This window comes from Terriglobus roseus, assembly GCF_900105625.1.
Lineage (GTDB): Bacteria > Acidobacteriota > Terriglobia > Terriglobales > Acidobacteriaceae > Terriglobus > Terriglobus roseus_B.
Genome location: NZ_FNSD01000001.1, coordinates 11718 through 33771 on the forward strand (window position 1 = coordinate 11718; position 22054 = coordinate 33771).

Annotated in this window: 23 protein-coding genes and 1 tRNA gene; 11 read left to right on the forward strand and 13 right to left on the reverse strand. The window is 59.5% G+C overall.

Annotated features, from left to right (window positions below; translation table 11 throughout):
* Positions 1–3 precede the first annotated feature (3 nt).
* From BLW03_RS00065 to BLW03_RS00075, 3 genes are read right to left on the reverse strand one after another with little or no spacing between them, the layout of a single operon-like run.
* Entirely contained in the window at positions 4–957 is a 954-nt protein-coding gene (locus BLW03_RS00065; protein ID WP_074651778.1) for a TIGR01777 family oxidoreductase, read from the reverse strand.
* Positions 958–1788: an ABC transporter ATP-binding protein gene (locus tag BLW03_RS00070; protein ID WP_074651779.1), complete on the reverse strand. Its 831-nt coding sequence runs from the start codon at positions 1786–1788 to the stop codon at positions 958–960.
* A 3-nt stretch (positions 1789–1791) separates the two neighbouring features.
* Positions 1792–2571, reverse strand: coding sequence for an MlaE family ABC transporter permease (locus BLW03_RS00075; protein WP_074651780.1), 780 nt, complete (start codon positions 2569–2571; stop codon positions 1792–1794).
* Between the two features lie 141 nt (positions 2572–2712).
* Between BLW03_RS00075 and BLW03_RS00080 the strand changes: the two genes are divergently transcribed.
* Genes BLW03_RS00080 through hpnE form a run of 4 tightly spaced genes read left to right on the forward strand, consistent with a single transcriptional unit; the run spans position 2713 to position 7053 of the window.
* Positions 2713–3780 carry a zinc-dependent alcohol dehydrogenase gene (locus tag BLW03_RS00080; protein ID WP_074651781.1) on the forward strand — a complete coding sequence of 356 codons (1068 nt, stop codon included), beginning with the start codon at positions 2713–2715 and terminating at the stop codon, positions 3778–3780.
* Positions 3777–4733: a squalene synthase HpnC gene (gene hpnC, locus BLW03_RS00085; protein WP_074651782.1), complete on the forward strand. Its 957-nt coding sequence runs from the start codon at positions 3777–3779 to the stop codon at positions 4731–4733. The genes BLW03_RS00080 and hpnC overlap by 4 nt, the downstream gene beginning before the upstream one ends.
* Positions 4730–5671 (forward strand): phytoene/squalene synthase family protein, encoded by a 942-nt coding sequence (locus BLW03_RS00090; RefSeq protein ID WP_074651783.1) that lies wholly within the window; start codon positions 4730–4732, stop codon positions 5669–5671. The genes hpnC and BLW03_RS00090 overlap by 4 nt, the downstream gene beginning before the upstream one ends.
* Positions 5668–7053 (forward strand): hydroxysqualene dehydroxylase HpnE, encoded by a 1386-nt coding sequence (hpnE, locus tag BLW03_RS00095; RefSeq protein ID WP_074651784.1) that lies wholly within the window; start codon positions 5668–5670, stop codon positions 7051–7053. The genes BLW03_RS00090 and hpnE overlap by 4 nt, the downstream gene beginning before the upstream one ends.
* A gap of 75 nt (positions 7054–7128) precedes the next feature.
* Here hpnE and BLW03_RS00100 read toward each other — a convergent pair whose 3' ends face one another.
* The 8 genes from BLW03_RS00100 to BLW03_RS00135 all read right to left on the reverse strand — a co-directional run bounded on the left by BLW03_RS00100 (position 7129) and on the right by BLW03_RS00135 (position 15653).
* Positions 7129–7518, reverse strand: coding sequence for an EamA family transporter (locus BLW03_RS00100; protein ID WP_074651785.1), 390 nt, complete (start codon positions 7516–7518; stop codon positions 7129–7131).
* On the reverse strand, positions 7515–7940 hold the full coding sequence (locus BLW03_RS00105; RefSeq protein ID WP_074651786.1) for an EamA family transporter: 426 nt from the start codon (positions 7938–7940) through the stop codon (positions 7515–7517). Before BLW03_RS00105 ends, BLW03_RS00100 begins: the two co-directional genes overlap by 4 nt.
* Positions 7941–8072: 132 nt before the next feature.
* Complete coding sequence (gene hpnJ, locus BLW03_RS00110; RefSeq protein WP_074651787.1) at positions 8073–9551, reverse strand: hopanoid biosynthesis associated radical SAM protein HpnJ; 1479 nt, start codon at positions 9549–9551, stop codon at positions 8073–8075.
* A 78-nt stretch (positions 9552–9629) separates the two neighbouring features.
* Entirely contained in the window at positions 9630–11075 is a 1446-nt protein-coding gene (locus tag BLW03_RS00115) for a TolC family protein (RefSeq protein WP_074651788.1), read from the reverse strand.
* Positions 11072–11926, reverse strand: coding sequence for a tetratricopeptide repeat protein (locus BLW03_RS00120; protein ID WP_139285036.1), 855 nt, complete (start codon positions 11924–11926; stop codon positions 11072–11074). The genes BLW03_RS00115 and BLW03_RS00120 overlap by 4 nt, the downstream gene beginning before the upstream one ends.
* A 77-nt stretch (positions 11927–12003) precedes the next feature.
* Positions 12004–13257 (reverse strand): efflux RND transporter periplasmic adaptor subunit, encoded by a 1254-nt coding sequence (locus BLW03_RS00125; protein ID WP_074651790.1) that lies wholly within the window; start codon positions 13255–13257, stop codon positions 12004–12006.
* Positions 13258–13315: 58 nt separating this feature from the next.
* Positions 13316–15187, reverse strand: coding sequence for a single-stranded-DNA-specific exonuclease RecJ (recJ, locus tag BLW03_RS00130; protein ID WP_074651791.1), 1872 nt, complete (start codon positions 15185–15187; stop codon positions 13316–13318).
* Positions 15188–15191: 4 nt separating this feature from the next.
* Positions 15192–15653: a hypothetical protein gene (locus tag BLW03_RS00135; RefSeq protein ID WP_074651792.1), complete on the reverse strand. Its 462-nt coding sequence runs from the start codon at positions 15651–15653 to the stop codon at positions 15192–15194.
* A gap of 45 nt (positions 15654–15698) precedes the next feature.
* Here BLW03_RS00135 and BLW03_RS00140 point away from each other — a divergent pair, with 45 nt between their 5' ends.
* The 6 genes from BLW03_RS00140 to BLW03_RS00165 all read left to right on the forward strand — a co-directional run bounded on the left by BLW03_RS00140 (position 15699) and on the right by BLW03_RS00165 (position 18764).
* Positions 15699–16058, forward strand: a complete 360-nt coding sequence (locus BLW03_RS00140) for a (2Fe-2S) ferredoxin domain-containing protein (RefSeq protein WP_074651793.1) — start codon at positions 15699–15701, stop codon at positions 16056–16058.
* Positions 16059–16082: 24 nt separating this feature from the next.
* Positions 16083–16382 (forward strand): DUF507 family protein, encoded by a 300-nt coding sequence (locus BLW03_RS21100; RefSeq protein WP_014785739.1) that lies wholly within the window; start codon positions 16083–16085, stop codon positions 16380–16382.
* Between the two features lie 2 nt (positions 16383–16384).
* The gene (locus BLW03_RS21105; RefSeq protein ID WP_074651794.1) at positions 16385–16660 is read left to right on the forward strand and encodes a DUF507 family protein; all 276 of its coding nucleotides are present in this window, start codon (positions 16385–16387) and stop codon (positions 16658–16660) included.
* Between the two features lie 83 nt (positions 16661–16743).
* Positions 16744–16820 (forward strand) — tRNA-Glu (locus BLW03_RS00155).
* Positions 16821–16841: 21 nt separating this feature from the next.
* The gene (locus BLW03_RS00160) at positions 16842–17786 is read left to right on the forward strand and encodes an SDR family oxidoreductase (RefSeq protein WP_074651795.1); all 945 of its coding nucleotides are present in this window, start codon (positions 16842–16844) and stop codon (positions 17784–17786) included.
* A gap of 18 nt (positions 17787–17804) precedes the next feature.
* Positions 17805–18764 (forward strand): glycosyltransferase family 2 protein, encoded by a 960-nt coding sequence (locus BLW03_RS00165; RefSeq protein WP_212733097.1) that lies wholly within the window; start codon positions 17805–17807, stop codon positions 18762–18764.
* A gap of 4 nt (positions 18765–18768) precedes the next feature.
* Here BLW03_RS00165 and BLW03_RS00170 read toward each other — a convergent pair whose 3' ends face one another.
* Together BLW03_RS00170 and BLW03_RS00175 are read right to left on the reverse strand one after the other, a co-directional pair.
* The gene (locus BLW03_RS00170; RefSeq protein WP_074651797.1) at positions 18769–19317 is read right to left on the reverse strand and encodes a dTDP-4-dehydrorhamnose 3,5-epimerase family protein; all 549 of its coding nucleotides are present in this window, start codon (positions 19315–19317) and stop codon (positions 18769–18771) included.
* The gene (locus tag BLW03_RS00175) at positions 19314–20636 is read right to left on the reverse strand and encodes a glycosyltransferase 87 family protein (protein ID WP_212733098.1); all 1323 of its coding nucleotides are present in this window, start codon (positions 20634–20636) and stop codon (positions 19314–19316) included. Before BLW03_RS00175 ends, BLW03_RS00170 begins: the two co-directional genes overlap by 4 nt.
* An 83-nt stretch (positions 20637–20719) precedes the next feature.
* Between BLW03_RS00175 and miaB the strand changes: the two genes are divergently transcribed.
* Positions 20720–22054 carry a tRNA (N6-isopentenyl adenosine(37)-C2)-methylthiotransferase MiaB gene (gene miaB / locus BLW03_RS00180; RefSeq protein WP_074651799.1) on the forward strand — a complete coding sequence of 445 codons (1335 nt, stop codon included), beginning with the start codon at positions 20720–20722 and terminating at the stop codon, positions 22052–22054.

Below are 22054 nucleotides of genomic sequence, written 5' to 3' on the forward strand. Positions count from 1 at the left end.
TGTTCAACCGTGGGTCACTCGCCAGCGTCGGACGAGGTTCTTTGCGGCGGAGGGCCACTCTGGAAAGTGGAAGTCGAAGCCGGCCTGTTCGAGGACGGCAGGGGCGACACGCCGGCTCTTGAGGATTAGCTCGGTCTCCGTCCGCACAAAGATGGCGCCGACTTCAAGCATGGCTGCGGTTGCGGGAAGGCCGAGGCGGTGGCCGGCTGCAAGCCGCAACTCTCGCATGAAGTCGCGGTTGGGCACGGGGCGGGGTGCGCACATGTTGACCGGGCCGCTGATGTTCTCGTTTTCGAGGAGGAAAAGCGTGGCGCGTACGAAGTCCTGATCGTGCATCCATGAGACGTACTGGTTGCCGTTGCCCTGCGTACCGCCCAGACCGTGACGGACGAGGCCGAGCAGGACGTCGAAGACGCCACCGGTGTCCGGGCTCATGACCATCGAAGTGCGCAGAGCGATGCGTCGCGTCGCAGGTGTTGGGGCGGCGTTGAGTTCGGCCTCCCACTGACGTCCGACGCCTACGGAGAAGGACCATGTCTCGGGAACGCCGGGCTCGGCCCCGCCCCACTCGCCGGTGAACTCGTCCTGCGGCTTGTCGATGGAGTGCCGATAGACGGTGGAGGTGGCAGCGTTGAGCCAGACCCTTGGCGGATGCTTCGCGCGGCCGATAGCTTCGCCGACGGCCCGCGTGGTCAGGGTCCGTGATTCGACGATCTGTTTGCGGTTCTCAGGGGTGTAACGGCAGTTCACACTGCGACCGCTGAGATGAATGACAGCGTCTGCGCCGTCGATTTCGCAAACCCATGTGCCAGCGGTTGTTCCATCCCATGCAGCGGTTCGCCATGGAGCCTGGGACGGCTTGCGCGAGAGTACGAGCACGTCGTCGCCGCGGGCGTGCAGCGCCTTGGCGAGCATCGTTCCAACCTGGCCCGATCCGCCTGGGATGATGATCTTCATTTACTCAAGATAACTCTTGATCCAGGGGTCTTCCGAGTGGGTGAGCTCGAGTGTGGTGCCATCGAAGACGACCTTACCCTCGTTCAGGACGAGGAACTTCGTGTTCTCATCCACACCGTTGTCCGGAATGGGCTTCGCAGTATTGCTCTCAGTGTCCCAGCGGCTTGTGGCGAGCAGAAAAGCATCCTGAAGACGGTGCGTGATCATGAGTGACGTGGTGTGTGAGACGTCACGCTGCTTGATGACCAGTTCCACGATCGTTGTGGATGTGATGGGATCGAGCCCGCCGGTGGGCGAGTCGTAGAGGATCAGGTCCGGCTTGGTGATGATAGCGCGGGCGATAGAAACGCGTCGGCGCATGCCGCCGGAGAGTTCGGAGGGGAACTTTTCGATGGCCTGGCTGAGTTCGACGAATTGCAGAGCCTCTTCGACACGTTTGTGCGATTCCTCCGCAGATACGCCTTCTTCGTTGAGGCGATAGGCGACATTGTCTTCGACGTTCATAGAGTCGAAGAGCGCGGACTCCTGGAAGACCATGCCGACGCGGCGACGCATCTTGAAGAGATCGCGTTCGGACATGGTGGTGATCTCTTCGCCGAAGACTTTGATGCTGCCGCTGTCGGGCTTCATGAGGCCGTTGATGAGCTTCATGAGGACGCTCTTTCCACCGCCGGCGGGGCCGAGGAGCACGCGCGTCTCGCCTGGGTTAACGGTGAGGCTGACGCCGTTGAGTACGGGGTCGCGCTCGAAGATGATGCTGACGTCCTTCAATTCGAGGACGGGGCCATCGTTCCGTGGCTGCTGGTCTGGCACCTGGGTCTCATCGGCCATGGCTTAGCGACCGAAGATGCCGATTGTGGCTCGGCTGATCAGGAAGTCGATGACGATGATGAAGACTGACGACACAACGACAGCCTGCGTGGTGGCCTTGCCGACACCCTGAGTGCCGCCCTTCGTGCTCATGCCGAAGTAGCAGCCGACCGAGGAGATGATGAAGCCGAAGAAAATGGGCTTCGTCATACCCTGAACGACATCGCCGTAGAGGAGAGCGCGGTAGCTGGTCCGCAGGTAGCTATGGCCGTTGAGGCCCAGCATGAAGACGCCGACCAGGCCGCCGCCGAGCATGCCGACGCCGTCCGACAGGATCGTGAGCCAGAAGAGCATGAAGACGGTCGCTGTGATGCGTGGAGTGACCAGTTTGCGAATGGGATCGACGCCCAGTGCGCGCATCGCGTCGATCTGTTCGGTCACTTTCATGGAGCCGAGTTCACTGGCCATACCCGAGGCGTTTCGGCCGGAGACCATGAGGCCTGTCAGCACAGGGCCAAGTTCCTTCACCATGGAGAGCGAGACGAGCGTGGCCGTCATACTGACCGCGCCGAATTGCTTCAGGGAAGCGACCGACTGCAGTGCCAGAACGCATCCGGTAAAGAAACCGGCGAGGATGACGATGGGCAGAGAGCCGATCCCGATGGAATCCATCTGCGTAAAGATATCGGCCAGGTAAATGGGTGGCGTGAAGAGCGAGCCGATCGCGCGAGCGCACAGGAGCGAATAGTCCTGGACCGCGATCAGCTTTTCTTTGGCGAACTCCGTTGGGGACGCAAATTTCATCAGTGGTCGGATGGCCTGTCTTGTAGCGGGAAGTCCCTGTCAAAGTATCAGATGCGCAAAGGCCCCATACCGTTTCGTACGTTTACGCGGTCTGTTCTTCGGATAGGTTCAAGAGCTCGGCGGGTGAGAAAATAGAGCGTGATGTCCAAGACCATGCAGGCAGTTGTACTCCACGGCAGGGAAGATCTTCGGTTGGAGACGGTGGCCGTGCCGCAACCCGGGCCGGGCGAACTGCTGCTGCGCGTTGGCGCGGCGCTGACCTGCGGCACGGATTTGAAGGTCTATCGGCGCGGCTATCACGCGAAGATGCTGGTACCACCGACTCTCTTCGGGCATGAGATTGCGGGAACCGTGATCTCCACGGGCGCTGATGTGGCCGGGTTCGAACCGGGGGATCGCGTGGTGGCGCTTAACTCAGCGCCATGTGGCGCATGCCTTTTCTGCCGGCGCGACCAGCCAAATCTTTGCAGCGATCTGCTCTTCAACAATGGCGCCTATGCGGAATACATTCGCATCCCCGCCCGCATCGTTGCGAAGAATACGCTCCATGTACCGAACGATGTGCCGTTTCAACACGCGGCGCTCACCGAACCGCTGGCTTGTGTGGTGCATGGGCTGGAGCAGTGCAATCCGCGTACAGGCGATACCGTTGTGGTGATTGGTGCGGGGCCCATTGGCCTTATGTTTCTTCGAACAGCGCAGATTGCTGGTTGCCGCGTGATTGCGGTGGTGAAGCGGGATGACCAGATTGTAAGCGCGAAGCGCTTTGGCGCGGATGAGGTGGTGCAGATTGCCGAGGGCGTGGACACCGTCGCCGCTGTTCGTGCACTGACGGAGGACGGTGAGGGCGCGGACATCGTCGTGGAGTGCGTTGCGACGCCTGCGACCTGGGAGCAGTCCGTGGAGATGGTGCGAAAGGGCGGCGTGGTGAATCTGTTCGGCGGACCGCCCAGCGGAACAACGGTTTCGTTCGATACCAACCGGCTGCACTACGGCGACATTATGCTGAAGGCGACGTTCCATCACACACCCGCTGCCTGTCGTCGCGCATTTGAGTTGATTACGAGCGGCCGCATGCGTGCGGAAGATTTCATCACCGCCACCACTGGACTCTCCGATGTGCCAGATGTCTTTCGGAGAATGCTGGTTCGTTCCGCGACGGGCACGTTAGATATCAAGACGGCGGTCCTGCCGGAGGTCGTGCAGTGAGCACCGCGACGGCATCGCAGCAGCGGCTTGAGGGAGCGCCGGTTGAATTTCTCGAGCCGGCAACACGGCCCACGCTAGCCGAGGCGCAGGCCTGGTGCAAGGCTCTGGCGAACTCGCACTATGAGAACTTCCACGTTGCCACGTACTTCCTACCCGCGAAGCTACGGCCGCACTTTCACGCGGTCTACGCCTACTGCCGCGTGTCGGACGATCTTGGCGACGAGGTGCCGGACCGCGCGACTGCCACGCGACTGTTGGATACGTGGGGCGCGATGCTGAACGAGTGCTACGACGCCCCGGAGCAGTCGCGGCACCCGGTCTTCGTCGCGTTGCGGCCCAGCATTGTGGAATGCGATCTGCCTCGGAAGCCATTTCTGGATCTGTTGTGTGCGTTCCAGGCCGACCAGGTGAAGACACGTTTCGCGACGCTGCAGGAAGACAACGATTATTCGCGCGACTCAGCGAATCCGGTTGGATCGCTGGTGCTTTACCTCTGTGGCTATCGTGATCCTGCGATGCACGCATTGAGTGACAAGACCTGTACGGCACTGCAACTCGCCAACTTCTGGCAGGATGTGGGCGAGGATCTACGCGAGCGTGACCGTGTTTATCTGCCGCAGGATCGGTTGGCGAAGCATGGACTGGATGACGACTTTCTGAAGCGCGGTGTTGAGAACGATGCTTATTGCGCGATGGTCCGGGAGTTATGCGCAGAGACGCGTGCGATGTTGTTGGAGGGTGCGCCGCTGATCGATCAGGTCGATCGCGAACTGGCCGCGACGCTACGCCTCTTCACCCAGGGCGGGCTTGCGATTTTGGATGCGATTGCTGCCATCGACTACAACACGTTGAGCCGTCGCATTGAAGTGAGCAAAAGCGCGAAGATGAAGCTGCTGGCTGGAGCGGCACTCAGTAAGCTGGGTGTGCATCGTGGTTCGCGAGGTCTGCGGTGACGGCTGAATTGACCGCGGCATATGCCCACTGCCGCGTCATTGCGAAGCGCGAGGCGAAGAACTTTTATTACGGCTTCATGGCGCTGCCCGCGCACAAGCGCGATGCCATGTGCGCAGTCTATGCGTTCATGCGACGTGCCGATGACATCAGCGACGACGAAAGCCTGTCACTCGATGACCGTCGCGAGCTCATGTCGAACTGGCTGGCCTCGTGGCGCGGTGAGCGTGCCGTCGACCCGCAGGATCGGCAGGTCTTCCTTGCGGTGCGCGACGTACAGGTAAGCTTCGGCGTAACGAACGATCTGCTGGAAAAGCTGGTGGCGGGTACGACGATGGACCTTGATCCCGCTGCGCCTGCGGGTGTGCGACGTATCCGCGTTGATGGCCGCACGATCGACCAGTATGAGTCTGCAGTAGCGCTGGAGCGCTACTGCTATCTGGTTGCGTCGGTGGTCGGCCTTGTGACGATCCGCATCTTCGGTTTCACCGACCCTGCCGCAGATGCATACGCGGAGCAGCTTGGCCTGGCCTTCCAGTTCACTAACATCCTGCGTGACGTAAAGGAAGATGCCGAGCGTGGTCGGATCTATCTGCCGCTGGAGTGGATGGAGCCTGCTGGCGTCACATCGGCCGATGTGTTGAAGGCAGCGGATTCCGGTGAAGCGTCGCCCGCAATGTACTCGGTACTGGCCGGGTTGGGGACGCGTGCAGAGACGTTCTACGGAGCACAGCACAAGTTAATCCCGCTGCTGGCGACCGACAGTCGCGCAGCGATGCGCGTCCTCATCAGCATTTATCACATGCTGCTGCAGGACATTCGCGCGAAGCACTATCGCGTCTTTCAGGAGCGCGTCAGCGTTTCCACGACGCGTAAACTCGCGGTCCTGGCGAAGGGCATGCTGGGCGGCCTGCTGGCGCGCGGCGGAGCGAAGCCTTGAGCATTCCTCACTTTGATGCGGTGGTCGTGGGCGCGGGACTTGCCGGCCTTGCAGCGGCATCCGCGCTAAGCGGTGCGGGCGGCAAGGTGCTGGTGCTGGAGCGCAAGCCGTTTGTGGGCGGTCGCGCTTACTCGTACGAGCATCCGTCTCTGCACGAAGAGATCGATTGCCAGCATGTGCTGCTGGGCTGTTGTACAAATCTTGTTCATCTTTGCGAGCAGGCGGGAGTTGCGGATCGCGTCCGCTGGTATGACGAACTCACGTTCCTTGAGCCGGGCCATGATGGCAAGGCCGTCCGTCGCACCACACTGAAGCCGGGTGGCATGCCTGCGCCGCTGCATACTTCGTTCGATTTCCTGCGCGCACCGATGCTCGAGCTTACCGACAAGATCGCGATCGCTCGTGGCCTGATGGATTTCATGCGCGGCTATCCGGCGGACGATACGGAGAGCTTCGCCACCTGGTTGAAGCGGACGAAGCAAACGCCGCGCGCGATCAAACACCTGTGGGAGCCTGTCATTGTCGGCGCGCTGAATGATGGCTTCGAGAACTGCTCGACGAAATATGCGGGACAAGTCTTCCACGAGTCGTTCCTGAAGTCCGCGCAAGGTGGACGTCTCGGTATTCCTGCGCTGCCCCTCTCGCAGTTCTATGGACATGTTGCGGAACATGCGGTGCGCCAGGGCGCGGAGCTGCGGCTGTCACAGTCGGTCACCGGACTGTCGCGCGCGCGCGAAGTGTGGACCATTGCTACCAGTGAAGGCGGCTTTACAGCCGACAACGTTGTGCTCGCTGTGCCATTTCAGCAGGCTGCTTCGCTGCTGCCGACGGATGCTTCGGGCGACGCGCTCAGGACTCAGATGGCGCAACTGCAGAATGCGCCGATCACCACGGTTCACCTTTGGTTTGAACGTGAGATCACCGAACTGGATCACGCGGCACTGCTCGACACGGGTATTCAGTGGATCTTTCAGAAGTCGCGCATTCGCCGAACGGCCGGGCAGGGAAGTTACTGTGAGTTGACAATCTCTGCGTCCTTCGCAGAGCTGCACCAGACTCGGGAAGAGATTCTGGCCAATGCTTTGCGCGAGCTTGCGATGTTCTTCCCGAAGGTGCGCGAGGTAAAGCTGGTGAAGAGCGGCATCCTGAAGGAGGCTCGCGCCACGTTCTCGGTCACACCCGGTTCGGATGCTCTTCGTCCTGCGCAGCGTACGGTTTGGCCTGGACTGTTCCTTGCGGGCGATTGGACCACAACGGGATGGCCTTCGACGATGGAGGGCGCGGTTCGTAGTGGCTACCTTGCTGCCGGGACTGTTGCTGGAACGAATTTCCTGAAGCCGGATCTGCCGGCTGAAGGATTAATGCGGATGATTGCTCCTTAGACCTTGAACTGGAAAGAAGCCACGTCTCAGAAGCGAGACGTGGGGCACCCGCTTTGTGCAGTCTTCTCGCTGCTCCTAACGAGTCAGAAGGAAGACACCGGCGCTGACGAAGATCGCCGCGAACCAGCGGCGGCGGTCCACGTTCTCCTTCAGGAAGAGCTTTGCCGCGATGGCCGTTGCGATGAAGGTCAGTGAGTTGGTCGCGGGGGCTACCAGGCTGAGGTCTGCGCCGGAGAGTGCGAAGAGCAGTGCGAAGAAGCTGATCGCCATGCAGGCGATGCCTGCGATGAGGAATGGCGATGTGACGACGGCCTTTATCGCGCCGAAGAGGCCGCTGTGCGCGCGGATCTCATCAAGGTCCCCGACACGCGTCATGGCCGCGGAGATGAGCGTCTCGCCGACGGTCGCGCCGAGGACCATGATGACGATGGTGATGATGGTGTCGCTGCTCAGGTGCGCGATCATGGCTGCACCCCTTCCAGTTCCGCCAAGGCAAGATGCTCGGTGCGGGAGGGTCCGTTCGCCACGAAGCCTACGCCGATCACAATGCAGGCGATGCCGGCCCAGCGCATAGGTGTGATGGACTCATGCAGCCAGAGCCTTCCGATAAGAGCGGTGACGACATTGCCGAAGGCAGTTGCAGGCTGTACGAAGGTGAGGTCGGCCCAACTCAATGCCGTCATGTAGCTGCCCATGAAGCTTATGAGCACGAGAATCCCGGCGGCGACCCACGGGTTGATCAGTGCGTGCAGCAGGAGGCCCAGGTGGGCGAACGAGACGGGACCGACCTGCTTCATGCCACGGCTCAGAAGTGCGTCGCCCAGGGACGCACCGAGCATGATGAAAATGAGCATGGCGTACTGTGAAGGCTTTAAACGATGAGACATTCTCCTTCATTGTATCGACCCGGTACCCCAGGCAGCCGCTAGGGCAGATACTGTCGTAGCCTTCCGCGGCGCCTGCTGCAAAGAAAGACGCCTCCGTCTCCGGAGGCGTCTTCGATGGGATTCTGGTGCGAACTACGCGTTCATGCTGACGGATTCCTGCGCCTTGAGGGCGTTCTCTTCCTTCTTGGCACGGGCAGCTTTGTTGCGCTGTGCGCGAAGCTTCATGAAGCTCTTTGCCTCAACGTACAGGCGGGGCACGTCGCGATTGACGATAGCCTTCCAGACAACGCGGGCAGCCGCCTTCGGACGGAAATAGTACTCGTCGTAGAACTTGTGGACCATCTCCATCACGTACTCGGTTGGCAGGCCGGGGTATTCGATGTGCGCCATCTGATGGCCGCCGCCGTCGTTCATGTTCTCGTTGGTGATGTAGCCGTTCTTCTCGGCGAAGTCATAGAACTCGGTGCCCGGGTAAGCGTGTGCGACGGAGACTTGGATGGTCTCGCAGTCGAGCTGCTTGGCGAAATTGATCGTGTTCCAGATCGACTCCTTCGTTTCGCCCGGCAGGCCGAGGATGAAGTCGGCATGGATGATGAGGCCGAGGTCGTGGCAGTCCTTGACGAACTCGCGGGCACGCTCAACGGTCGAGCCCTTCTTGATGTTCTTCAGGATCTGTGGATCGCCCGACTCGAAGCCCACGATCAACAGGCGGCAACCCGCTTCCTTCATGGCCTTCAACGTGTCGCGGTGGGTCGTGGTGCGGCTGGTGCAGGACCAGGTGATGCCCAGCGGCTTCAGCTTGGCGCAGAGCTCAATGGTGCGTTCTTTCTGGATGTTGAAGGTGTCGTCATCGAAGAAGAACTCCTTCACTTCCGGGAAGTTCTCCTTGGCCCACTTCAACTCGGCCGCCACGTCGTCCGTGGAGCGCTTGCGCCACGCGTGGCCGCTCAGCGTCTGGGGCCACAGGCAGAAGGTGCACTGCGCCGGGCAACCGCGCGTGCTGTACAGCGAGATGTACGGGTGCAGCAGGAACGGCACGTTGTAACGTGTGACGTCCATGTCGCGCTTGTAGATCTTGGTGGCCCAGGGCATTGCGTCCAGGTCTTCGACCTGCGGGCGGTCCGGGTTGTGCTGGATGACGCCGTTCGCGTCCTTGTAAGAAAGGCCGAGGATCTCACTGATCGGCTTACCCTGTGCGTATTCGACGATGGTGTAGTCGAACTCGCGGCGGCAGATGAAGTCGATGGCATCGCACTCGTTGAGAGCGCGGTCCGGGTCGGTGGTGACTGGCGGTCCGACGAAGGCGATCTTGATGGTCGGATTGGCCTTCTTGATGGCCTGTGCCAGGGCGTGGTCGCCTGACCAGCCGACCGTGGAGGTGAAGAGCACCAGGAACTCATAATCCTTCGCGATGTTGATCGTCTCTTCCGCGCTGACGTGGTGCGGCGGCGCGTCAAGCAGGCGCGAACCCTCCAGCATGCCGGCGGGGTAAGCCAGCCACACGGGGTACCAGTACGACTCAATTTCACGCGTCGCGGGCCAACGGGAGCTGGCGCCACCGTCGAAGTTTTCAAAGGAAGGCGGGTTCAGGAGCAGTGTCTTCAATACCATGGTTGTACCTCGGATTTTACCATTTTGTGACCGTGCAAAGGGCCGGTGGAACCCATGCGGGAACCTTTCGCAGAGTCGCTACGGGTGGGGAGTCACAGTGGGACTTTGCGGCAGGACGCCCGGGCTGGTCCCAAGCGGAGTGGGGACAGGAATGCCCGCAGCCGGAGCAACCGTGGGCGTAACTGTTCTGCTGCCGGGAGTCGTAAGGAGCCAGTTACCAAGACGATCGGTCTGCCGCAACAGATTCACCTGGGTCTGACGGAGCTGAAGGTCGGCGGCGAGAACGTCCAAGTATTTCTGGCGCTCCTGTAGCTGGGCGTTGAGTTGGTCTTTCGGAGTGACCTGGGCTCCCTGCGAGCCCCCTTCCTGCTGCATCTGGATCTGCAATGTCTCGAGCTGGTCCTGGGCAATTTCCCGATCGTCCCGGGCAAGTTGCGCGCGCAGATCCAGTTCCCGGGACGAGTTCAGCAGCTTCGAGCGACCCTCGCGGTAGACACCGCGTTGTTGGTCGGCCTCGGCGTACGCACGTGCCGCATCTGCCGCCGAGCCACGCGCCTTTGCCCTGTGTGCCATGTCCAGCAAGGGGAAATTGAACTGAAGTCCGAAACTGAGTGCGTTTTCACTATTCGGAAACCCGGGGGCGCCGCCATAGCGAGGATAGTAATCGAGATAAGAAGACAGCGATGTTGCGACGCGGCTGTAATTCGCGGCCAGAATGATTTGGGGCCGCAGCAGGTACCGGCTGTCACCGAACGCGACGTACTGTTTTGCACGAGCGTTCGCGAAAGCAGCTTTGATCCCATCGCTGTCGGGCAACTTGTCCATGTCGACTTCTTCGTTGGCCGGTGACCGTGTGAAGGCCGGGACGGAGTTTCGGTCAGTTACGAGTGCGGTAGCCGGCAGTCCCGTAAGCTGCGCAAGATGCTGCCGGTTCGCTGCAATGTCGTCGTCCGTCTGCAGACTTGCCAGGCGTAGCTGCGTCCCGGTTCGACGGGACTTCGGGAGCTCGACCTTTGCATCGACTCCAAGCGAGATACGGTCGGTGGTGACGGACACCAGGCGGTCGGCATAGGCAATGGATTCGTGTAAGACCGACTTGCGCTCCAGAGCGTAGTCGAGCGCCAGATAGGTGTTTGTCGTGTCTTCAACAACTTCGACCTGGTTGTTATGAAGGATAAGCTCCGCAGCCTGGACCGCCTGGTCTGCGGATCGGATGTAGTCCTTCTGCGAAAAGCTGAAGACGAGACTCTGAGCGCTGATGGAGAACACAACCGGAACATTTAAGGGCGCGCCGGTGGACTGGCCGTACCCGGTCACGACGCCAACTGTGGGGATATAGGCGTCACGCGCTTCGCTGCGCGCGGCCCGTGCCTTGTCCAGATCGGCCTGAGCCAGTCGGATTCTTGGACTGTTCTTGAGAGCTAGATTGACAGCGGACTGGAGCGAAATCTGCGCGACGCAGTGACCGCCAAAAGTGAATAGTCCTGAGAGGACCGCCGTGCGCAGGAGGGGGAAGCGGGTCATTGGCCGGCTCCCTTGCGAGCTGCGTCGTAGTTGGGTGCAAGCGCAAGAGCGGCAGCGAATTCTTTTTGAGCGCCGGCCGTGTCGCCTGTCGCCCTAAGCGCATTACCCAGCAGTACATGAGCCTGCGCAAATGCAGAGACGCCAGCCTGCTGCGTATTCAGATACGCGCGGAGTCCGTTCACGGCGTCGGCGGGGTGTTGCAAGTCGATAAGGATCTTCGCGGCATCCAGAGTGTCCGGGCCACGATGGGTATCGGCGGCGAGCGCGAGCCGGGCATTTTCCACGGCGCGGTCGTTCTGCTTGCGGCTGCGATAGAAGCCCGCCAGATCGACGTATGCCTCAGGCGTGTGTCCTGCAGCAAGTTCGGCGCGATACTCGGCTTCAGCCGTCGTATCATCCTTTGCCTTCGCGGCAATCATGGCGGCCAGGCGGTGCGATCGCGCGGGAGAGAGTGGTTGCAGGCGGGTGACGAGATCACGTGCCTTATCTGCTCCGCCGCCGACGATGCCGGGTGCCTCTGCGTAGAACTGGCCCAGATCACTCAGGGCTTCAACGCTCTTCGGATTCAGTTGGACGGCCTTCTCGAAATTCGTTCGAATCTTACTCACCATGCGCATTCCGGTGAACGTGCCGCTATGGTCGGCCTTGTTGCCGTAGACGCGGGCAAGCTCAAGGGCGTAGTCACTGTTGGAAGGCGCGAGGGACACGGCCGACTCACATGCCGAGATCGCTGCGTCGCGTGCATCGACAGAGGAATAGAGCTTGCAAAGCAGCTCCTGCGCATCGGCATTCTTGATTGGCTTCAGCGCCGCGACCGAAGCGTCAACGCGCCCAGCACGGGCATCAGCCAAGGCAGAAGCGGGTATCTGTGCCGCAGCCGAGGTCGCAGCAAGCAGAAGGGAAATGCACGTTGCTCGACAGGCACCAATCACTGCTGCACAACCCTGACCCGCAGGCCTTCCGAGAGATCGATGCTGCTGCTGGTGGAGGCCAGTGCGACGAGATCGTTCGGATTGATTCCCGAGATGATTTGAACCGCCATCAGGTTTACGGAGCCAATCTTGACGACCCTCTTTACGAGCTGATTGTGCTCGACCAGAAAGACATAGTTCTCGCCAGAGCCTGTCGTGCGCAGGGCTTCGCGCGGGAGGCTGAGGACGTGAAAGATTGATTGCGTGGTGACGCTGACGCTCACGTTGGTGTTTGGCAGGAGGTCACCCGTTGCGTCGTCGACAGCGATGAGGCATTCGCCCACGTTCCGTGTGCCATAGGTGATGACGGTCGTCGGTGTGCGTACGATGTGGCCGTGCCAGCTAAGGCCGGGCTTTGCGTCCCACTTGATCAGCACGGAGTCATTCAGCTTCAGGCGGCCGATCTCCGGCTCGTCGAAGTAGGCGCGAACCTGCATCTTCGAAAGATCGGCGACCTGCACCAGCTCTTCACCGGAGCCGACGAAGTCATACGCCTTGACCGGAAGAGAGTAGACGGTTCCGGCAAAGGGTGCCCGGACGACGCTCTGAGCAAGCGACTGTTGCGCTGCGTTCAGGCTGGCCTGACTGTCGCTCAATTGGGCGTTGACGCGCTGCTTGTCTGTGGAAGAGTAGCGGCCAGTCGAACGCTGCTGAAGGGAATCGAGGGAGCTTTGGTTGGAGGCCAGGCGCGCCTGCGCGGCGGCTACTTCATTCGCGGACGCAGCACCCTTGGCCTGTAAGGCCTGAAGCGCCGCAAGGTCCTTCTGAGACTGAGCGACCTGCAGACGGGCGCGGGTAAGATCGCCGGACATACCGATGCGCTCATCGGTCGAGCCGCCGTTCGTGATGTCGAACTGCGCGGCGCGTGCCTGGGCGATGGCAGACCTTGCGGTCTCGACACGGGCCTCCGCAGCAGCGGTGCTCATACGCAGTAGCAATGTGCCCGCGTCCACCTTCTGGCCTGCGCGCACATAGACGGCCTGAACGCTACCAGCTTCACCGGCGTGAGCCTGAAAGTTCTGGATGGGCTCAACCTTGCCATTAGTGGACAGGGCGCTCACAAGGTCGCCGTAGCCAACCTTTGCGGCCCTGATGTCGATTTCCTTACGCGTGGAGAGGCGAATCGCGATGATCAGTGCGATCACCAAAACGGCCCCGATCGCCACGCGAATGGCTATTTTTCCGCTGTTTCCGCTTGCAGTTTCGCTCATGCCCGATTCGTCATTATATGAGACTCAAAAAGTCGTTTCTCGGTTCAATAAGAATCGCTTAGGGAACATCCGGCGATTCGTGGAGACGAAGATCGCAAAGTTCCATTTCCGCGCCGCCAAACTGGGGATGCTTGTTCTCGCGCACGCGGAAGACTGCGTCCACGATGGAGCCTTGGCCGATACCCAACTCGGCAAGCCGTTCGGGCCACGGAACCGCCCGGCTCCAGCATAAGCAGCTCACCTGGGTGTCGTCACCAGCGCTCAGGCATAGCTTAAGATGGCGCTCTTTCAGGATTTTCGGCTCATCCCGAATCGTGCAGGCGCGTGCCAGGAACAACGGCTCGCGGTTGCCGTGGCCGAAAGGCTCCAGGAGGCGAAGCTTCTTCAGCAGGTCTGGTGTCAGCTCGGCCAGTGCGATCTCCGCATCGATCTCGATGCGCTGCTGCAGCATTTCGGGCGACAAACGTCCGGCTGCGTAGGCTGCCAGTCTCTCCCGTAATAGCGATACGCGATCCGACGGCATGGAGAAGCCGACGGCATGGGCGTGGCCACCAAAACGGTCAAAGATCACCGGTTGCGCCTCAGAATGTGCTGCCGTGATGGCGTCGAGCAGATGGAATCCCGGCACGGACCGGCCGGAGCCATGGGCCTGTCCATCTTCGTGCGCGATGACGAGGGCTGGACGGCCCATGCGCTCGACGACGCGGGAGGCAAGAATGCCGATGACGCCGCGATGCCAGCCCTCACCATCAAGTACGAGGCAGCCCGCGGCCGCGAGGGCGACCTCATCGCCACGAAGAGCCACCATCTGTTCTTCAAGCGCCGTGAGAACAGTGGCTTCGACGTTGCGGCGGTCTTCATTGAGTTGGTGAAGCTTCTCGGCGATCGCGCGGCCTTCTGCGGGGTCGCGCGTCAGGAACATTCGGACAACGTCGCTTGCCACGTCCATGCGGCCGGCGGCGTTGATCCGTGGAGCGATCCGGAAGGCGATCTCCGTGGCAGATGGTCCGTTCTCCTCATCGACCGAAACTCCGGCGAGGTCCATCAGTGCGCGCAGTCCGCCCTGTCTTGGATCCCGCAGCGCACGTAAACCAAGCGCAACGATGGTCCGATTCTCTCCCGTCAGCGGAACGGCATCTGCAACGGTTGCGATGGCAACCAGCTTCAACAGGGAGGGCAGCAGCTTGTCCCACAGCGCCGTGAACTCAACCGTGCGGTAGTGCGCAGGATCGGCCGGGGGTTTAGTCGCCGCGTGCAGCAGCGCGTGCGCCAGCTTGAACGCAACAGCTGCCCCGCAGAGCTCCTTAAACGGATATTCGCAGAAGGGCTGGTTCGGGTTGATCACGGCAACCGCATCGGGTATGCCGGCGATACCATCCGGCAGGTGATGGTCGGTTACGATCAGGTCCAGCCCAAGTGCCTTGCACTCGTCCGCGGCGGCGAAGGCGCGTATGCCGGTATCGACGCTGATGACCAGTCGGACGCCCTGTGCCGCAGCCTCGCCCAGCACGCCCGTCTGCATGCCGTAGCCCTCACGGATTCGGTGCGGAATATGGAAGCGAACAAGCGACGATCCGCGGCCATTGCTGTCCAGCGGAGTGATGCGGTCGATAGCTGTCTTCAGCAGAACGGTGGCGGTGGTGCCGTCGACGTCGTAGTCGCCATAGATCAGAATGGGCTCGCGCTTCGCAACTGCCTGCAACACGCGAGCAACGGCCTCCTGCATGCCAAGCAGAAGGTTGGGATCATGCAGTTCCGCCATACTTGGGACAAGGTAGCGGCGTGCATCCGCAGGAGTTTCCACGCCGCGTGTGACGAGCACCTGGGCGAACCAGAGAGGCTGCTCCAGCGCTGCGGCCAGACCGTGCGCCTCGACCGAGGGCGGCTCCGGCAGGATCCAGCGGGAGCCCATGGCAGATGCTGCAGGCATGGAATTAATCGTCGTCGCTGTCGTCAAGAACGATGCTTCCCAGGTCGGCCACGGCTTCCATCCACTGCTGGTAGCGGTCGTACCATTCGGTGGCGGTTTCATACAGGAACATGACACCGCCGTATGCGAAACCAAGCTGCAGATAACCGGTCTTGCCGACAAACTTCAGCAGGTACTGCGCGTCGTCCAGCTCCTGGCCGGCTTCGTCAGGGAAGCGATGCACACGGGTCCGCTCGATCAGCGTCTCGATGTCCTGCTTCTCAAGCACCACTTCGCTCATGGTGACAAAGGGAACGTTGGTCGCCTTGGCGTGTTCCACGAAATCTTTCCAGCCGTCGGGAGTCTCGTCCTCGAACATCACGGAGGGGACGTCCTCCGGCACATAGGCGTTCAGGCGCCGCAGGCCATTGCCCGCGATGAACGCGATCATGTCGTCTTTCACAATGAGGAGGTCGTCTGGCTGCATCGTCCTTTGATTGTCTCACCCCGAACGCCGCGTAGCATTGAATCCATGAGTGTTCCCGAGAGGCAGATTCTGGTCTGCATGAATGAGCGCGACCCCGACGCATCCCGGCCCTCGTGCCGGAACGAGGGCGCAAAGAAATTGAAGGATGAACTGAAGGATCTGGTAAAGGATGCCGGTCTGAAGGGCAGGGTCCGTGTGCTGGAAACCAGCTGCATGGACCAATGCGAACATGCTGCTGTCTGCGTCGTGTATCCCGACAATGTCTGGTACAGCTTCACCAAGGCGAAGGACGCTGAAGATATCGTGCAGCAGCACCTGGTAGGTGGTAAGCCGGTGGAGCACTTGCTGCATGACGCACCCGAAAATCTGGCGCATGCAGCGGCACGGACGGAGCGCCGGAAGTAGGGAATCGAGGAGGATGGCCGCAACATGCTATCCTCCTTCTTGCCCATGCTCTTCTCGAAAGACTACGTAGGATATCTGTCGCGCCAGGTTGTGCGCAGGCTTGTGGAAGCGAAGATGATTCGCACCGACAAGCCAGCCATTGTGGCCGAGCGTATCAACGCCGGTCTGATCGAGGAGCTGTCTCTGGAAGACCGCATCAATGACGAGGTCCGCGTCATCCTCGAAGCTTTCCAGGACGACATGCTGAAGTCCGGTGCAAGCTACCCGGAGATGTTCAAAAAAGTGAAGAACGAACTCACTCGCAAGTACAAGGCGGTGCTGTAGCCATGCGCATCTCCCGCGACAAGGTCAACAAGCTGGCCCACACGGTTGCCGATACATTGGCTGAGGTGGACGAGGCAGATTTTCTGGAAGATCGCAATACGATCCGCCAGGAAGCCCGCAAAATCCTGGAAATGCTCCTCGCCGACGAAGTGAAGATCGACGCCGCAGCCCGCGGCAAGATCACCTCGCAGCAGCGCATCATTCTGGAAGGCACGCAGGAGTGGGACATCCTGTACCGCAAGTACTACAACGACGAAGTGAAGCGGCTGGGTATCTAGGGAGGCTTCGGGCACGATTTGGAATTGCCCGAAGGTTTACGGTATACTCGGAAAGTCGCGCAAGTGATGGCCATTCAAGATGTGGCGTTATGGTGTAACTGGTTAACACGTCGCCCTCTCAAGGCGAAGAGTCCGGGTTCGAGCCCCGGTAACGCTACCAAATTCTTTCCCCCAAGAGCTTATGGAGGCCACGATTTCAGACCCCAAGGTCTTGGTCATCGGCGCTAGCGGGCAGGTCGGCGCGCAGTTTCTAGCTTTCTATCAGTCGCTTTCTCGTCCTGAATCTCCATTGCCCGCTGCACGTCATCCGGAACGCGCCGATTGGCTGCAGCTGGATTTGGCGACGCTCGATGCAAACTTGGCAGATGAAAAGCTGCGTGGAATCGACCTCCGTGCAGTCTATGTTTTCGCTGGTATGACTAATGTTGACGCCTGTGAAGATCAGCCCGAGTTGGCGTTCCAAACCAACGCGCATGGGCCAGCTTTCCTGGCGGCATACGCGAACCGTCAGAATATCCCGTTTGTTTATTTCTCGACCGAGTATGTGTTTGGTGGCAAAGCTGAGCGTCCTGGACCATATTTGGAGGGGGACGTGCCGGATCCGCAAAACGTCTACGGCGCCAGCAAATTGGCAGGAGAGACGGCTGTCCGCGAGGCCCATCCGGGTGCGCTGATCATTCGCACGACGGTGGTCTACGGAGAAGATCCCCAGGGTAAAAACTATCTGTACACCGTGCTGCGTCTTTTAGGGACGGGCTCTCAGCTACGAGTACCCCAGGATCAAATTTCTACGCCTACGTTCAATCGCGATCTCATCCGAGCGACGATTGGACTGGTCGATGCAGGCGCGTCCGGCGTCTACCACGTCTGTGGTCCCGAGCTTCTCGGGCGCCTTGAGTTTGCGAAGAGGGTGGCTGAGCGCTTCCAGCTAGACTCAACCCTTCTGCTGGGTAAGGACACGTGTGAGTTGAAGCAGCGCGCGCCGCGGCCTCTTGCGGCTGGATTAGGCACGGATAAGCTAAGGCGTGAATTTCCGAACCTTGTTCCTCGGGATCTGACAGCCTGCCTTGACGATTGTGAGCCAAGTTTGCAACCGTTCCTGCAGAGCATCCTTCCGAAGAGCTAACATCGTACGATGCAAGACTTGCGAAAGCCCCTGATTTCACTCGTGGTTCCTGTTTTCAATGAAGAAGACAGCCTGCCGCTCTTTTATCCTGCTGTGCGTCAGGTCATTGATCCGCTTGCCAACTCTTATGACTTCGAGTTTGTCTTCACAGACAATCATTCTTCTGACCGGACTCCAGTTTTGTTGAAGGAACTCGCGGGTCAAGACTCCCGCATAAGGGCTTTCCGTTTCTCAAGGAATTTTGGCTATCAGCGTTCCATTCTCACCGCCTACCTTCAGTGCAACGGGGACGCTGCTATTCAGCTTGACTGCGACCTGCAAGATCCGCCAGAGCTGATCACGCGTTTCCTTGAAGAGTGGTCCAACGGATCAGACGTCGTCTATGGCATCCGCAAGTCTCGTCTGGAGTCGGCGCGCTGGACCGCGGCGCGCAAGGTGTTCTATTGGCTAGTGGATGTCCTGTCAGAAGACCCAATTCCCCGCGACGCGGGTGATTTCCGTCTAATTAGCCGCCGCGTCATTGAAGAGCTGCGACGCATTGATGAGCCGCGTCCGTATCTGCGTGGGACGATCGCCACCATGGGTTTCAATCAGAAGGGAATTGATTATGCTCGGCAGGCCCGTGTTGTGGGCAGCTCGAAGTTCTCTTTTTACGACAACATCATGCTGGCTCTCGATGGAATGATCAATCAGTCAGTCGTTCCATTGCGTATGGCGACTTACGTCGGATTGACAGTTGCTGCACTTACCGTCCTGGCTAGCATCGGATACATCATTGCGTACTTCCTGACGGGCTTCCGCGCACCTGCAGGTTTCACGACCATCACCGTCCTGATCCTGGGATCACTCGGGATCAATGCGATGCTGCTTGGAATCATCGGTGAGTATCTTGGCCGGATGTACCTGCAGATGAAGAACCGGTCGATCAGCATCATCGAGCGGGAGTTGCACGACGATGCCGATCTCCGAAAAAGGTAAGTGACTATGCTCCGAAGCGAAACGGAGTGGGGAAGTGGGCGAATTCCGGGAAGTTGCGATCCCGGCTGGAGATGATGGGGTCATCTCCCGGCCATGTGAAGCCAAGGGAATCCCATCGTACCCCTGCGTCCAGCAGCGGATTATATTCCGCTGAGACCTGGTACACGACTGTTGCCGGTCCTTCAAGGACGTAGAAGCCGTGGGCCACTCCGGACGGAATGTACACACCATTGGCGAGCTCCGGGCGCAGAGTGAATGAGGCGGCTTGGCCGAAGGTTGGGGAGCCACGTCTGAGGTCAAAAGCGACGTCGAGAATGGCGCCCGTGAGGCAGTACACGAGTTTTGCGCCGTCTGCGGGCGCTAGCTGGAAGTGCATTCCACGAAGCACGTTCTTGTGCGAAACACTGTAGAAGCTCTCAGGGAATGAGAACTCGAGCCCTAATCCCGCGAAGACGGAGGATTGCATGGTCTTCACGAAGCTACCGCGTTCGTCTGGACGGGGTGTGAAGCGCATTTCGAAGCAGTCTGGAATAAGGCTTTCGATTAACTTCATTTCGGACTCATTTCACGCAGGTCAAGATCTGGCCTGTTCGAGAGCGCATCTAGTCTTTTATCTCGGACGGGATAAGTAAGTACCAGGACGAGGAGCAGGATAAGGACAGGGCACTTAGTCTGACCATCAAGAATACGACCGTTAACGATCACCATGCTCTGTAAGGCGAACAGAAAGCCAAAACATGCGCCCATCCAAATGAGTGGTCGGGAGTCCTTGATCTCATCTCTGTTCCGAACGACAACACAGCAGAAAATCGCAAAGACGCTGTAGAGCTGTAAGAAGGTGTACTCGAAGGATAACGGAGGAGCAAGGATCATCAGGATCACAAGAGATGCGATCTGATTGAACACTGGCATACGGTATATGCGTATAAGATATACCGCCAAGCCGATGACGCCGATAACGGGTGTGTAGATTGCAAGTATTGAATAGAACGATTGATATCGATGTTCAAGAAGAAGCTTCACGAGGGCAAAAATCGAATGATCCCAACCGATTGCGACATCTACCCGTTTGACGAAGTGATCGGTAAACCAACTCATTCCTGCCATCGTTCCTTTGACCGATTGCGAGAAGCTTCCCGATTCGAGTGAGAGGCCCAAAATAAGGGTCGCAGTAGCACTTAGTAAAGAAAGGAATATTGCCCTATAACGGCGTGCTGCAAAGAGCACGCCGAGCAGCATAAAGGGATATAGCTTCAGTGCGATAGCTACTCCCAGAAGTATCGCTGCAACTTGCAATCGCCCATCAATGTAAAGGTAAAGTGATGCTGCCAAGACTATGAATACGAAGATCTCGGCATTCAGCTGCCGCATCTCAAATGGCACGATGCCGGAAAACAATAGACTTAGGAAGACGAAAGTGGCGGCTTTCCGCTTATCGAGTCCATTCGCAATGAGGCGCTTGAGGAATAGAAGCGCAGGTATCAGCAGTAAGAGGGCAAAGACTGGAAATGCCAGCATGAGAAGGTGACGTGTATGCGGAAGGAACAGACGGTAAAAGAGTGATACCGGAGCAGGATAGGGAAACGGATCGCCGTATTTGGGGGAAAAGAAGTCAGCTCGATGAAACGCCGTGAAACGCTCATTGAAAGCGATGAGATCCCCGAATCGATCACCACTTGGGTTAAGCGAACTGGCGCCTTCGATGTAGAAGGGCCAACTATAAGGATGGGGCAGACCGCTGAGATGATTCACAAGTGCGTACAGTAACGTGAGGGTCGTAATACCGACCGTCACGAAGAGACTAGTGAGAAGCGGAGTCGGCCATTGCGTTCGGCTGAGTCCGCTGCGCTGATAGAGCGAGGCATTTTGCATTAGGCTGGGGAGTCCAAGGTAGCTGTTGATGGCGAGTTTAGCAGACCGCTTCAAGGACCGAGGCCTACCGTATACTGTGGGATGTGATTGCCCAAGCGAAAACCTTCTATATCGAGACCTTTGGTTGCCAGATGAATGCCCATGACTCGGAGAAAGTCATTGGAACGCTGGAGCATGAGGGCTACGTCCGCGTCCAGGACGAGGAGGATGCCGGGCTCATCCTGTACAACACCTGCTCCATCCGCGATAAGGCGGAGCAGAAGGTCTTCCATCGGCTGAACGAGTACAAGCGCATGCAGGGCGAGGGCAAGCAGTTTGCCGTCCTTGGCTGTGTCGCGCAGCAGGAAGGCGAGAAGATCTTTGAGAAGGCGCCGTTTGTGTCGCTGGTTTCGGGTTCTGCTTCCTATCGCAACCTTCCGGAGATGCTGGTCCGCCTGGAAGCGGGTGAGAAGCGCATCACGGGCCTGGACGACCGCCGCACGCAGGACGCGACCTTCGACACAGAGTTCACCACTCGCAGCAACCCTCACCGCGGCTACATCACCATCATTGAAGGCTGCGATAAGTTCTGCAGCTACTGCGTGGTGCCGTACACGCGCGGCAAGGAGCGCTCGCGCGCTTCGGACAGCATCATGGCCGAAGCGCAGCGTATGGCCAGCCTCGGCTACACCGACATTCAGTTGCTGGGACAGAACGTGAACAGCTACCGCGACCCGCTGGGACAGCGGACGTTCGCGCAGGTGCTGGAGGCGATTGGAGCACTGCAGGGTGTCCGCCGCGTCCGGTTCACCACGTCGCACCCGCGTGACTTTACGCCGGACATCATTGAAGTCATCGATCGCATGCCGACGGTTTGCGACCACGTGCATCTGCCGGTTCAATCCGGATCTTCCACGGTCCTGAAGGCCATGCAGCGCGAGTACACGCGCGAGTGGTACCTGGAGCGCATCGCCTGGATCAAGGCGGCGAAGCGCGACATCAGCATGACCACCGACATTATTGTGGGCTTCCCGGGCGAGACGGAAGAGGACTTCGAGCAGACGATGAGCCTGCTGGACGAAGTCGGTTACGACGCCGTCTATGCCTTCCAGTATTCGCAGCGGCCGAACACGCCCGCCGTCGGCATGCCCGACACCGTGCCGGATGATGTGAAAGCTGCACGACTGCAGCGCCTGATGGACGCGCAGCGCGAGCGGCAACGCATTTCCTACGAGCGCCACCTGGGCCAGGTGATGGATGTGATGGTTGAGGGCTACAACTCGCAGCGAGGCCAGATCACTGGCCGGTCTTCGCAGAACAAGACCGTCAACTTCACGACCTCTCAGCCAATCCTGCCTGCGCTGGGCAGCTATCAACAGGTCAGGATTACGCGCAGCTTCCCCAACAGCCTGGTGGGTGAAGCGGTTTTGGCGGGCTGA